The 13,888-nt window shown below is 56.2% G+C and carries 7 protein-coding genes; 1 reads left to right on the top strand and 6 read right to left on the bottom strand.

What is annotated here, in order from left to right:
• Positions 1-15: 15 nt before the first annotated feature.
• Both Q31a_RS17180 and Q31a_RS17175 read right to left on the bottom strand, forming a co-directional pair.
• On the bottom strand, positions 16-381 hold the full coding sequence (locus tag Q31a_RS17180) for an RNA polymerase sigma factor (RefSeq protein WP_145080476.1): 366 nt from the start codon (positions 379-381) through the stop codon (positions 16-18).
• Positions 382-852: 471 nt separating this feature from the next.
• Complete coding sequence (locus tag Q31a_RS17175; RefSeq protein WP_145080472.1) at positions 853-1,416, bottom strand: hypothetical protein; 564 nt, start codon at positions 1,414-1,416, stop codon at positions 853-855.
• A gap of 341 nt (positions 1,417-1,757) precedes the next feature.
• Here Q31a_RS17175 and Q31a_RS17170 point away from each other — a divergent pair, with 341 nt between their 5' ends.
• Complete coding sequence (locus Q31a_RS17170) at positions 1,758-4,871, top strand: valine--tRNA ligase (protein WP_145080469.1); 3,114 nt, start codon at positions 1,758-1,760, stop codon at positions 4,869-4,871.
• Between the two features lie 129 nt (positions 4,872-5,000).
• On the opposite strand, the gene Q31a_RS17165 is transcribed toward Q31a_RS17170, so the two are convergent.
• The 4 genes from Q31a_RS17165 to pilM form a co-directional block, all read right to left on the bottom strand.
• Positions 5,001-5,987, bottom strand: coding sequence for a beta-propeller domain-containing protein (locus Q31a_RS17165; protein WP_145080466.1), 987 nt, complete (start codon positions 5,985-5,987; stop codon positions 5,001-5,003).
• A 135-nt stretch (positions 5,988-6,122) separates the two neighbouring features.
• Entirely contained in the window at positions 6,123-8,753 is a 2,631-nt protein-coding gene (locus tag Q31a_RS31155; RefSeq protein ID WP_197355352.1) for a hypothetical protein, read from the bottom strand.
• A 134-nt stretch (positions 8,754-8,887) separates the two neighbouring features.
• Complete coding sequence (locus Q31a_RS30265) at positions 8,888-11,068, bottom strand: hypothetical protein (protein WP_197355351.1); 2,181 nt, start codon at positions 11,066-11,068, stop codon at positions 8,888-8,890.
• A 229-nt stretch (positions 11,069-11,297) separates the two neighbouring features.
• Positions 11,298-13,589, bottom strand: a complete 2,292-nt coding sequence (gene pilM, locus Q31a_RS17155; RefSeq protein ID WP_145080463.1) for a pilus assembly protein PilM — start codon at positions 13,587-13,589, stop codon at positions 11,298-11,300.
• Between the last annotated feature and the right edge of the window lie 299 nt (positions 13,590-13,888).

The following is a 13,888-nucleotide window of genomic DNA, read 5'->3' as shown; positions in this document are numbered from 1 at the left end:
CCCCAAACCCAGGACTTACATGGATTCTTTCAAGAGCGGAAGCAATTCTTCGAATTGGTCGATCCATCCGTTGGAGATTGCCACCAGCTCATTCATGGGAAAGTCGGTGGTTACCTCTCGCTGTCGCTGCTTATGCCGCATAGCATTCCGACGAACACTGACCAGCAGCCAACTTCCGAAGGTCGCTCCCGAGCGAAGCTGAGCTATTTGTTGGAATGCAGTCACAAAGGACTCCTGGGCTACATCCTGGGCCCAATGAAAGTCTCCCACGATCGACCAAGCAGTAGTGACTGCGAGACGCTCGTAGCGCTGCACCAGCAAACCAATTGCATCGCGTTGGCCCGCTTTGGCTAGTTCGACAAGTTGTTGGGTGGTTTGCATTCCGTAGTTCTCTGGCCTCGGCTATTGTGCCCTTCCCTAGACAAGAGACGGTCCAACCCAAAATTGCGACACACAGAACCAGAACTTTAGCAATTTCTGGTAATGCTCAGTCCAATCAGTGCCCGGGAAATCTTCTGTTCACGCCCGACCATGTGGCGAGACAGGCAGCGCATAGCGTCTGGAGTGGCCGAGCGAGGAGCAGAGCCTGGCCGTGGGATTGCGTCCACGGATGACTTACGACGGGGCTTCCGCAATTTGAGACGCAGGGGAACGAGACGCCCCAGCCGTGGATGCGTGAAAGGGCAGTCCGCCCCGATCGCTGACACTGCGACGGACAATCCAATCGTACACGAAAAAACCCTAGCGAAGACAAATCGCTAGGGTTTGTGTGGGATGGTGCCCAGAACGGTTTTTCGGGAGCCTCGTGCCAAGCCTTAGTAGCTCAGCATCAATCTTTCCCCCGTCGTGAACTTACAAGCCACTTGAAGATGTGACCGGGGCGGCCGGCAATCGAGGGCTTGGGACGCTCGTATTGATGGCGCGATGGACCGCGGTTTGGTAGGCACCTGAGGAGCCTGGGGCGTCTTCGTCGGTCAAGTAAATTTGCGGAAGTGCACCGACGGGAACATATTCGGAAACGGCTAGTTGTGTCGATTCAATGCGCTTCGCCGTGTGGGCTTGGCTATCACCCTGCAAGACAAATACCACGCGGCGATCACGCGGGGCGCGGGTGGTAATCCAACGCACATGCGCTTTACCAGACTCGGTCAGCTGTTGCGTTTGCGGGTTAAACATCGACGCACCCAGCGTATTGTTGAGACGCCACCCTTTGTCGCGCTGCGTATCGAAGTAGCTCAGCACCGATTGGGTGTCCATCGCCCGAAATGGCTCAGGCCAAATCTTGTTGCGATAGTAGTCGTATTTCCAATTGGTTTCATAACCCACGCTGGGCGGGCAGGCCTGTTGAGCTGAAGCGCTCGAGGCAGCCAGAGTCGAGAGGATTGTGGCAACTGCCAGAAGAATAGTACGCCTCATGTGATGAGCAATCCTTTGCGATTGGCGTGGTCTGCGATTTTGCGCACGTCCCTCAAATCCTTCGAGGCCCGTACCTACGTCCTTCTTTCTATCGTACTTTGGAGCCCCCTTTCATTCCCCAAGCGTGTTCTGCCCTGAAATGTTTCCTATTCTGCCTGGTTTTCCAAGGCGAAAATGGCAGAGGTTGGGGGGCGACGGTGGCAGCCAGCGTAGTCGATTGGTGGGAAATCCGTACAATCTGGGCTGGTCCAGCCTGCGACGAGCATCAACGTGGGCCCGACCTTTCAGCTCGTACTTAGAATTTACCAGCCTTAAGACCGAACGCGAACAGACCGACTGCGATGAACGACTCCGCTGAACAGATTCCCAACCGATTTGACTATGAAACAACTTGCGCCGAAATCTATTCGGCCTGGGAGGCGGATGGATGCTTTCATGCAGAGCCCAATCCGAAGAAGAAGCCGTTCACGATCGTGATGCCGCCACCCAATGTGACCGGTGCACTCCACTTGGGACATGCGCTAAATGGTACGCTGCAGGATATCCGGGTGCGCTGGCACCGCATGCGTGGCTTTGAAACCCTGTGGATGCCTGGGACCGATCACGCAGGCATCGCAACCCAAGCGGTGGTAGAGCGGCGTCTGAAAGAAGTGGAAAACAAAACCCGCCATGATCTCGGCCGTGAGAAGCTGGTGGAGCGGATTTGGGAATGGAAAGCGGAGTACGAGACCCGCATCCTCAACCAGCTGCGAAGTCTGGGCTGTTCCTGTGACTGGGAGCGTACGCGGTTTACGCTGGACGATACCTGCGCTCGAGCCGTGCGTACTACTTTTTTCGACCTGTTCAACCGAGGGCTGATCTTTCGCGGCAAGCGGTTGGTGAACTGGGATACCTTCCTGCAGACAGCGGTGAGCGACGATGAGGTCTTTCACGAGGTTAAGAAGGGGCATTTTTGGCATTTCAAGTACCCGGTAGTGAATCCTGCGCAAGATCAGCCAACCCACGTAACCATCGCTACGACGCGTCCTGAAACGATGTTGGGGGATACGGCGGTAGCCGTGCATCCCGACCCGGCTGGTGCGTTGGATCGCTATGAGGCCGAATTGCAATCAAAACTGACCTCCGCTCCAGCCAAGGAACGCCCACCGCTCGAAGCGCAATTGGAGGAGCTCAGGACTCGCCGCGAAACGCACTTGCCGGGGTTGCTGAAATTGGCTGACATGGCGCGAGCTGGAGTCCATTTGCGTCTGCCTCTGGCCGATCGTGAGATCCCGCTCGTGGTAGATGAGTGGGCCAAGCCTGAATTGGGCAGTGGATGTGTGAAAATCACACCGGCTCATGATGCAAATGACTACGAGGTTGGTCTGCGCTGTGAGTTGCCCATGATCAACATTTTGAATACCGATGGGACGCTCAACGAGGCTGCTGGTAAATACCAGGGGCTGACTATGCGGAAAGCCCGCGCACAGGTGGTGGCGGATCTAGAAGAATTGGGGCTGATGGTTGAAATCGAGGATCGTGAGATCGATTTGGCACACAGCGATCGGAGCAAAACGCCCATTGAGCCGCTGTTGGCCGACCAATGGTTTGTGAAGATGGAAGAATTGGCGCAGAACGCCATTGACGCCGTCAAGGATGGACGCGTCACGATCATTCCATCGCGCTATCGCAAGGGCTATATCGACTGGCTCAAGGAGAAACGGGATTGGCCGGTCGGCCGCCAGCTGTGGTGGGGGCACCAGATTCCAATCTGGACAAAGCAGTTCGAATCGGCGGAAGCGGCCATGGCCAGAGCAACGCTGATTAACGAGTCGGAAACAGGGCTAGCGGGGCGGATCTCAGCCAGTCTAGAGGGGACGGATCTATTGCATGTCTGTATTCGACACGAGGCTTTGGCAGATGGCGAACAAGGAGTCGAAGCAGACGCATTGCAAAGCGAGCTCGAAAAAGAGGGGTTCGTGCGGCAAGCAGACGTTTTGGACACTTGGTTTAGCTCCGCTCTATGGCCGCATTCCACGCTCGGCTGGCCTGAGAAGACGCCAGAATTCGAGTACTTCTACCCCACCTCAACCTTGATCACCAGTCGCGATATTATCACTCTGTGGGTCGCCCGAATGGTGCTTATGGGACTCAACAACGTCGGAGAAGTGCCGTTCCGTGAGGTCTTCATCCACCCCAAGATTCTCGATGGGTATGGGGAAACCATGTCCAAGAGCAAGGGGAACGGGGTCGATCCTATCGATGTGATGGACAAATTTGGACCAGATGCGCTGAGATTCGGCCTAGCGTGGCTTGCAACCGAAACGCAGGACGTGCGGATGCCGGTTCAATTTGAGTGTCCCCACTGCGCTTCCGCAGTGAATCAGACCAAGCAGAATCGTGAGAAGCCGACGATTGAATGTCCAAGTTGCAAGAAGTTGTTTTCGACCCAGTGGGCCAAATCTGAGGCCGAAACAGCGCATCCTAAAGCAGCGGTCATTAGCGAGCGGTTTGAAACAGCTCGCAACTTCTGCAACAAACTTTGGAATGCGGCTCGATTTGTCATGTTGCACTTGGAGGGCTACGAGCCTCAGTCTTTAGATTTTGCAGCGTTGCCGCTGGAGGATCGTTGGATCCTCTCTCGTCTATCCACCACGATTCGCAGAGTCGACGAGGCGCTAGAGGGCTATCACCACAGTGAGGCTGCGCGGATCGCTTACGACTTTGCTTGGGATGAATTTTGCAGCTATTACGTCGAAATGGCCAAACCACGCTTGGCCGATCCGGCGCAGCGCGCCGCTACACAACAAGTACTGGCCCACACCCTCGACCAATTGCTCCGAATTCTACATCCGGTCATCCCCTTCATCACCGAAGCCATCTGGCAAGAATTGGCGAAGTTCGGCACGCAACGCTCATTGGATAGTTCCACGGAGACTTGCCGCTGGCTCATGCAGTCGAGCTGGCCTCAACCAAACGCTGAGTACCAAGATAGAACGATCGAGGCGCAGTTTGCCAAATTTGCATCGGTGTTGGGGGCCGTCCGCGAGATTCGTTCCCGTCAGAACATCGCTCCTAAAGAACAACTCGAGTTCTCTGTCCGCTGTAACTCGGACACCAAAGAGCTGTTGCAGCCCATGCTGCCGTTCTTCTCCGCCCTGGCAGGTGCCAATTGCATTGCCATGGGGGATGTGGGCTCACTCCCAGAAATTGCTGCCTCGATTTCGGCTGATGGCATGGATGTGACCGTCGACCTCAGCCATTTCATTGACGTGGCGGCAGAGATCCAAAGGTTGGAAAAACTCGCGGAGAACCTGGTGAAGCAGATCAAAGGCAAGCAAGCCAAACTGTCGAACGAAAGCTTCGTGAGCCGAGCTCCTCAAGAGGTTGTCACCAAGGAAAGAGAAACCTTGGCGGATCTTGAGCAGCAGTTGGACACCGCACAAACTGCTCTGGAAAAACTACGCACGGCCTAGGTCGGCGGATTGGCAAAGTCGAGCGGCTAAACCAGTCCAACCGCATACCACCAGAGGCTCATTAGCCTCTGCTGCGTTTGGCGGTAAACGGTGACTACTGATGCAAGAAGGTCGCTGCGGGGGCTGTGCTCAGCGGTCACGGCCCGGTTCGGCGACAATCGGCTGGCCATTGGTGGTTAAGACCTGGGTATTGGTCAGAGAATTTCCAAAGCGATTAAAGTCTTTGAACGTCCAGACCACCTTCTTGTCACGCTGAATCTCAACGATTTGAGGATTTGTCGCTTCCGCGTGGCAGTTCCCAAGCACCCGATTGCCATTGGGAAGCTGCTGCAAGGTCGTGACCCAGGCGAGCTGGATTCCTGGCAAGTCATCTTGCATGACCTGCCACACGATTTGATGGTTGGGAGTGACTTCTATCACTCCATGACCATTGCCGGTTGAGATCAACGTGTTCCCGCTGTCAAGCCGCAAGGCGGTGAAGCACTGATTTCCGAAGGCTTTCACCCCATGTCCGTTGGCGGGCTGATTGCCAAAGAGGGGAACTTGGTATTCCCACGCCGTCTCACCAGTGGCGTCGTACTCACGCACGAACCCATCCCCTTCGTGGCATACCAAGTAGTTGCCACTCTTGAGCTTGCGTACTAAACGCGTATCGCGGTGCGGGTGCGGCCGGGAGACTTTCAACGGAACTTCGGCCACGATCTTGCCTGCTACATCGACTTCTATAATACGGCTGCTGCCGCTTTCGGCGATCATCGTGCGACCGTCGTCGAGTCGTTGGAACGCGTGGACTTCGATTGCCCGAGCAGCGTTTTCTGGCGATTTGGAGCAATCGTATTCCCAGACCACTTGGTTCGTATCTGGATTGATCTCGACCAGATGTGTCCAGTTTTTCTGAAACAGAATGTTGCCGTTGTCCAGCATATGCAGGTCATGCAGCGGGCCGATTTCAGACTCCCAGGTGATTCTTCCCTGCTCATCCAACACGGCAATTCGATTCTTTGACGAGTCCGCTAGTAGCAGTGCGTGCCGCGGCGTATCGTCGGCGACGACGCTATCCGCCACAGTGCAAAGCGATAAAACCAGCAGCGTTGCAAACCGGAATTGGTGAAACATGGACATCATTTCTCAGATACGATTGGGGGTTATCGAGGAAAACGCTGAATTGCAGGTGCGGTACCTTACCGAGCAGACTAGCACAGGCCGCTAGGCTGAACGGAGGGAAATACTGCAAAGCTGGCAAGTGCTGCACTAGTAACCGCTGCCGCCCCCACTGCCCATCATGCCTCCTCCGTAACCTCCAGCTGCGGCGCTTGCCCCACCATTTTCCGCAGCCTCTTTATCATCCGCAAAAGAGTACATCCGGTAGAGGAACATATCGTCGATGTCGCTGGTAGCCTCGACCCGGCCGTCTCGATGCAGAATCAACATCTCACCAGCAGCGGTGAGGGGATCATCTCGGCTGTCACCAGCCAACTCTGTGCCACCACGAATATCGACCACGGTCGCCGCGTTGATCAAACTGTAGTCCTTCCACGTTTTGATCACCTTGCTGGTCGGAACGATAAGCTCGACATCTTGCTTGGTCTTGAAAACACTACCGCGTTGGACATCTTCCATCTGCACGCCAACCTCTGCACCAGTTTGGAAGTCAAAACCGGTTGCCAAGACCTCTGCGGTGGCTTCACGTAGGGTGGTTAGGATTTTCGCGTCTGGTTTTTGCGGATTCTCGTAGTACTTGGGACCGTCGAACTCCACGGTTCCGGCGAAGACTTCACTTGGAAATTGCACGCGTACCGGAGCGCTTGGAGTGCTCCAGTCGGAGTAGCGAGGGGACAGTTCGGCGTTGGGATCCTTCTTGATATTATCCGCATCCTTTTGCATGTTGGCCGATACGCGCGCCCAGACATCATCTTTCAATTCGCTGGGTTCGGGGGCCTTGATGTTGTTCGACTCGGGATAATTCGGATCACGCATGACAAGGCGAACGCGATAGCGATAGACCTTGCCGAGTTCGTTACGGATCGTGTTGGGTGGGAAAACGTCGTAGCAGCGAATCATTTTGTACTCGGGCTGCGGAGCGCCTGCCGCACCCATGCCTCCCATGCCTCCCATGCCTCCCATACCTCCATACATGCCGCCACCACTCTCCATTCCTCCATAGCCTCCTCCGCCGTAACCGCCACTCTCCATGCCGCCGTAACCGCCGCCGCCGTAGCCGCCACTTTCCATGCCACCATAGCCACCGCCGCCGTAGCCGCCGCTCTCCATTCCTCCATAGCCTCCTCCGCCGTAACCGCCACTCTCCATGCCTCCGTAGCCTCCACCACCGTACGAGCCGCCGCCATAGGAGCCGCCACCCATCATTCCGCCGGCCATCATTCCACCACCGGCACCACCTCCGACCGGAGGCATCGCAGGTACTTCAGGTCCCTTCTCGCCGTCTCCGGCGGGATTCACTGGGATTTCTCGCTTGGGCGGTACGTAATTCCATGCCCAAGGAATGTCGGGATGCTTCGCAAATCCTCGATAATCTCGCAACAAAATGGGGGGGATTCCCATCGTTAAACGTCGATCCGCCGCCGACTGGTGGACGACATCGGGCACGCGCACACCCAACCTGGGGTTGGTGGTAGCCCATTTTTGCTCACTCTGCAATTTGTACTGGTCCGCAGTGTCGGACACCGTCCGCCACTCGGATTCGTCAATTTCGCGGGCTGGGTTGAGGGTTACATCGACGCGTTGCAATTCAATTCCTCGATACTGCGGGGTATCCCGGGAGAAAATGAAGCTGCCCGTGTTTTCAAATGCAGCCGCGTAGGCATCCGCCATTTCCTTGTGGGGGACGAGTGCGGTAATTGCGTTCATGTAAATCGGCCGGGCTCCGACCTTAAACTTGGGGCCTTGATTGCGCGTGCGGTTGTTCAGGCTGCCGCCTCCAGCTGCTGGCGCTCCCGCCATACCGCCGTAGCCGCCACCCATTCCTCCGTACCCACCGCCCATCATGCCACCGCCCATCATGCCACCGCCGGCGCTGACCCCTAAATCGTATTTCGGGGTTAAGCGGCGCGCGGGTGGAGTTGGAGCATCCGCTCCTGCCACAGCTCCCATGCCTCCCATACTTCCGCCCGTCATCCCGCCGTAGCCTGAGCCGCCTTCGCCGCCGCCATACATGCCGCCGCCATAGCCACCTTCAGAGCCGCCCGCTCCACCGCGGTTGCCGCGGCCTCTTGAGCGACCACTGGTCCGGGCTTCGATCTTTGGAGCATCTTCCAAGTTTTCATAGAGCTCAGGGGCATCCTTGGAGACTTCGACAGCGATCGAACCAAAGAAATTTACAGCTACCAGTTCACGTGGTGGGCTGATCGCGGGGTCAGACCGCTTTTCGTGGGCACCAGTTGGTTTAGGGTCCCAGACGATTTGCTCTTTGCCGTATCGTTGCGGATCGGTGGGAAATCGAGCTTCCTCTGTTTTCTTGGCATAGTCGTGGGAAACCTGGCGTTCCTCAGCAATCGAATCCCAGTGATCGACACGAATCTCTCGCATCAGGTCTTCGGATTGCTGCTTCAGGCTCGTGGGTTCTCTTGAAGGGTTGTAGGGAGGCGCGGTGAGTCCGTCGTACAGAAAGTAGGCGAATCCGAGGCCTACGACCGCGAAAATGACCTTCTCAATGTGCGACGCGACAAAGCCTGGGCCATTCTTACCAGCTCGAATATCCACCTTCTTGGCGGCTTTCACCTTTGGAGCCTTTGGAGCCTTCGGCTCCTTGGGTGCCTTTGGCTCTTTGGCTGCCTTGGGAGCCTTGGCGGGTTTGGCTGGCTTGCCAGAATCGACCGCGTCGTCACCACCTGTGGCGTCTTCTTTTTTCTTTTTGCCAAACATTGAAAGCTCTCCCGTGAATCTTCCCTGAGACTTATTGATCTGAGTTTGATATTTCTTTTGATCTTGTCACAACCGCTTAAGCCACAGGTAAGCCTGCACTTGAAACTGCAAAGTTGCCAACTTGGAATCGATCGCTATGGAGCTTGTCCGGCACCCGCGTCGTTGTCCGCTGCGTCTGTACCTGCGCCATTGATGGGTGCTGCAGGTCGTCCGGCTTCCGCTCCAGGTCCGTTATTTCCCTGCCCATTGAGCCCTGCCCCGTTAGGGCCGGGACCGTTGGGGCCTGCTCCGTTAGGGCCGGGACCGTTGGGACCTGCGCCGTTGGGGCCGGGACCGTTGGGACCTGCTCCGTTAGGGCCGGGACCGTTGGGGCCTGCGCCGTTAGGGCCGGGACCGTTGGGACCTACGCCGTTAGGGCCGGGAACATTAGGTCCTGCGCCATTGGGGCCGGCTTCCTCTTCTGCCGCAGCTGGGGAGTTACCGTCATTTCCTGCACCGGCAGCACCTTCCACGGGCTCCTCGACTGGATCCACTGTCGCCACAATTTCTGTATCGCCGGTGACTTTATCCAAGCCGAGTTGTTCGATGTGCACAGGGTTATATAGGTTTACCACGCCGTAGATCTCGATGGTAATATCCCAAGGGTTTTTCCCGAGGGCCGCGGCACCGCCAGCGGCACCGTACATGCCGCCTTCTCCGCCATACCCACTGCCTCCGTATCCACCACCCCCGTAGCTTCCTCCGCCATAGGAACCACCTCCGCTGCCACCTTCCATGCCGCCATAGCCGCCCCCACCATACCCCCCGCTACTTTCGGCGCCCATCATGCCCGCCTCCATTCCGCCATAGCCGCCATAGCCGCCACTGCTCGCACTACCGCCGGCCGTCGCAGCTACGGTATTCCCCAAGCGAACCTGGCGAACTTCGAGCATGAGGTCGGCATTGCCGCAATTGGCAAGAAACTCTTGCGTGCGGCGTTGATCAATTTTCAGACGCAGGCGGACTGGTACCCGTTTGGCGACCACAAAAAACGCGTCCTCAGCATTACCGCTGCTCATTTTGGTTCGCAAGTCCTCGCCGCTAACGGGTTGGTAGGCGGCATCGACGTAGCGGCCGTCCGCTGGATCTCGCACCATGGGGCCACCCTCAGCACCGTAGCCTTCCCCGCCATACCCGCCGGAACCACCCTCGGAGCTGTACATGCCGCCACCTTCGGATCCATAGCCGCTACCGCCGCTACCACCGCTGTACATACCTCCTTCACCGCCGTATCCGCCGCCATAGCCCTCTCCGCCCATCATGCTGCCTGCGCCACCCATGGCGCCACGCGCACCGGAGATGGAGTCGATGGTGCCTGCGCTTCCGATGGCAGATTTACCGATGCGGATGAATTCAATCTCCTTGATAACACACTGGAAATTGGCCAGAGCATCGCCATTAGTCCTCTTGATGATGTTCAGTAGCCCTTCCAGGACCCACATGTTCTCCTGGGTGTACACAATTTCGTAAACCGTAGGCGCCTTCCCTGTCCACAACTTAATCGAACTGATGAGTTGGTCCTGGCTGGTCTTGGGCCAAGTGACTAGGTCTCGCTGCTTGTTCGCCATGGCTCCGGCACCGTACATGCCGCCACCCATCATGCCGCCGTAGCCACCGCCCATCATGGCCTCACCGCCATAGCCACCGCCCGTGCCGCCGTAACCGCTTCCCGAACCGCCTTCGGCGCCGTAGCTGCCTCCACCCATCATGGCCTCACCGCCGTAGCCTCCACCACCCATCATGCCGCCGTATCCGCCACCGGCTGCATCCTTGGAGACCTCACCGACCCACGCCACTCCGATGATTTTGGCTAGCTCTTCCATTTGCAAGTCAAAATAGCGGGCGTAATTCTCACGGTCATAATTGGTGAATCCTGCCGGTTCATCAGGGAACGTTAGGTTCTTCTCGATCGGCATGAATTCCTCGAGTTTTTTCACCAGAGCGGGACTCTTAATGGCCTCGACCCGCCACTTGAGCAAGCGGGCTTGTCGCTCATATTGTTTTTCCCAGGAAACTCGCACATCTTCGCGCAACTGCCCGATGATCTCATTCATTTTCTCTTGGGAGAACGAGTTGGGGTGCGTGGAGATTTTGCTGCGCACGCTGTCCAGTCCGGAATAATGGCTGTCGAGGGCGGTCGTCTGAGCCGTGTAGAGACCGTTGATCTGCGAGCGCGCCAGGAAGAAGCCAACGCACGACATCACCACTACCAGTCCGGTGATAATCCAGAACTGAAATTTGGCGACCTGTGCAAAAACTTGTTTGAGTTGATCCATGGCGGTGATTCCTAGACTCGATTGACCGAGTGGGGTTGGACTGTTGTCTAAAGCGTCGCAGAAAATCCGAGCTACCGCGTGTCTACGCGTTTTTCGCGTGCAAACGGGAATTCAAGGATTTCCCAGGTTCATAGGTTTGAAATCATGCAACACCTGCGTGCGCGGTTGCAGTTTGCTGCGGCTATAGTTTGCTGCGGCTATAGCGTGCTGCGGCTATAGCGTGCTGCGGCTATAGCGTGCTACTGTCGGAGTTCAGGTCACTGGCTAAGTTTTCATCGTCGGTTCCGGCTTCCGCTTCGGCGGCGGCTGCCTCGGCAGCGGCCTCTTCAGCCAGTCGCTTTGCTTCCAGCCTGGCGGAGAGCGGCCGTTCACGCCAAACCATTTGGACTTTGAACGGAAATTTAGGAGCAGCAAATTCCCTCGGAGTCTCCTCATCCTCCAGCGGCATTCCACGTCCGCCGGAGACCCCAGAGCCACCGGACCCCATGCCTCCAGGGTAGCCGCCACCCATCATCCCTTCGCCGCCCATCATTCCACCCGCACCGCTCTTGCCGTACTTCTTGATGTACTCAGGGTTAGGAATCGTATGCTTTTCTTGTAAGGTTCCTGGAATGACAAAAGGGTAGGAAATTCCTAATTCTTTAAAGGTGAATTCGACCATTTCCCCATTGGGACCCGATGGGAGTTCCACACTTCCGTCTTCGAGACGCGTGATCCAGTACTTCAGGACAAACTCTTCCAACTCGTCGCCGGTCGGAGCATAGTCTGGGCTGTTGTGGAAGTGGTAGGCATCGATTTGAATGACCCACCCCGCGTTTCCAAGCTCTCCGTCTTCCCCTTCGGCGGCGGCCAGATCTTCTACCGCTTCAGTCTCCTCTTCGGCTCCCTCTTCCCCAGCGGCAGGGATTTTCAGCAGTCCAAGTCGATCGAGACGTGTTTTTTTGTCTTGTTCGTAAGCTGCCAGCACGCGTTCGGTGAGGTATGTCGAGAGGTCCGGATAGTACTTGCAATCAACCTTCTCAACATGAATTACCTTCCGTTCGATGTAGGGGACTTCCATGGGGCTGGGGAGATTCTTGAGGTCGAAATCCTCCGGACGCTCCAAGGACTTGAAGAGGGCAGACAACAATTCCATCCAAAGGATGCGACGATCGTTGCTTCCGCTGACTTCGTCTCCGATATCTTGCAGCAACTTAATTTCGTTGGCTTGCTTTTCATCCTCAGAGACTTGGAGCTTACTGGTTTCGGCCGTACTGGCTGCGGCGGTCATGGCCGGGTCCCAACGCGTGGGATGGACGTCAGCCCAGCGGCTGCCAGCCGGCAGGAGGTTCGAAGCAAATCCCAGCATGAGGACTGCAGCGGCAGCCACCGCCCAAGGCTTCTTGGAACGAATGAGCCGCTCTTTGAGCACCTCTTGCGGGATGAGGTTGGTCGCAATCGGTCCCTTCTTCAGGCCTTGCAGACACAGCCCGTAGACTGGAGCGAAGGCGGCGATGTGGTCTTGAAACGCTGGCGCGTTGGTTACTTCACTACCGGTCAGTCTCGCGAAGGAGTCTACCGTATTGATATCGATGGCCAAGTTTTTGTTGAGGTACTGCGTCAGGCCTGGCAGCTTGACCGAGTTGCCCAACATCAGCAGCGAATCGATCTCGGCCTTCTTGTTTAAACTGCGGAAAAAGCCCAGGGAACGCTGGATCTCGGTGACCAAGTCATTGAAGATCGGGCGCATGGCTTGGAAGATCAGCTTGGGATCGTCCGCCTCCATCGCATGCCGTTTGAGGTGCTCCGCCTTGGCATAAGTTAACTTCAAATCCTTGGTCAACTGGCGCGTGAAGTGGTTGCCACCCAAGGGCATACTACGTTGCCAGACTCGATAACCATTGGTGACGATTAAGTCGGTTGCGTCGGTCCCCATCGCCAGCACCACTGTGGACTTGGGAGGGTGTTCCGGGTCGTATTTGAATTCAGGGTCTTCGGATAAACTCAGGTCATAGGTGACCATGTTGTAGATGCTAAGCGGTGCCAGTTGCAGCAGATCGATCTCCACATTGGCTGCTTGGAGCGGCTTTAAGGCGCGGTAGACCGCGTCCCGCTTCATCGCAAACAATCCGACTTCGCTCTCTAGCGCGAAGCCTTCGGAAATGTCGCTACCGGCCATCAATTGATAATCCCAAACGACATCGTTTAGGTCGAAAGGAATCTGTTGTTTGGCTTCGTATTTAACGATATCCCGAACTTTTTTCAGCTCCACCGGTGGTGGCTTGAAGAATTTCGCCAGCCCGCTCTGGCCAGGCACGCTCAACGCGACGCTCGTCTTTTTAAGATCGTTGCGTTTGACGAAAGTTTCCAGCGCTTCGTGGATCAATGTTTCAGGATCGGCTTCCGGTTGGCTAAGAATCTTCGGATATTCGATATAGTCGAAGGCTTCAGCAACAACCTGGTTACCATCCAGCGTACAACGGAGCGCTTTAAGCGCACTCTGTCCGATCTCAATTCCCCAGACAGATGGTGCTTTGGCCATAGCGATTTTTACCTTAGCGGAAATAGCCCATGCATTGCTCAGTCTTGATACAACCACCCACTAAATCGCGACACGCGATTCGATGGGGAGGGGCAAACTGCAAGGACTAGACGGATACGAAAAGTTGCCGGATAACGGAGTTTCCAGCTCGGTGCGGAAGTCTCGAAAGTGCCAAGAGAATCCTCCACCTACTAAACTGTATCGAGGTCAGCCCCCCTCTGTCAAATTTCTAAGGTCACGACATACTGTTTTTGCCTTTTTTTAATTACTTTTGGTCCGGTTAACGCCCTTTAGCTCGC

This window comes from Aureliella helgolandensis (genome assembly GCF_007752135.1).
Lineage (GTDB): Bacteria > Planctomycetota > Planctomycetia > Pirellulales > Pirellulaceae > Aureliella > Aureliella helgolandensis.
The sequence above is the reverse complement of the archived record's forward strand: the minus strand, read 5'-3'. Positions and strand labels throughout refer to the sequence as shown.

Excerpts from the sequence above, each read along its gene's own strand:
- Q31a_RS17180 (WP_145080476.1), bottom strand. The coding sequence starts at position 381 with ATGCAAACCACCCAACAACTTGTCGAACTAGCCAAAGCGGGCCAACGC.
- Q31a_RS17175 (WP_145080472.1), bottom strand. The coding sequence starts at position 1,416 with ATGAGGCGTACTATTCTTCTGGCAGTTGCCACAATCCTCTCGACTCTG.
- Q31a_RS17170 (WP_145080469.1), top strand. The coding sequence starts at position 1,758 with ATGAACGACTCCGCTGAACAGATTCCCAACCGATTTGACTATGAAACA.
- Q31a_RS17165 (WP_145080466.1), bottom strand. The coding sequence starts at position 5,987 with ATGTTTCACCAATTCCGGTTTGCAACGCTGCTGGTTTTATCGCTTTGC.
- Q31a_RS31155 (WP_197355352.1), bottom strand. The coding sequence starts at position 8,753 with ATGTTTGGCAAAAAGAAAAAAGAAGACGCCACAGGTGGTGACGACGCG.
- Q31a_RS30265 (WP_197355351.1), bottom strand. The coding sequence starts at position 11,068 with ATGGATCAACTCAAACAAGTTTTTGCACAGGTCGCCAAATTTCAGTTC.
- pilM (WP_145080463.1), bottom strand. The coding sequence starts at position 13,589 with ATGGCCAAAGCACCATCTGTCTGGGGAATTGAGATCGGACAGAGTGCG.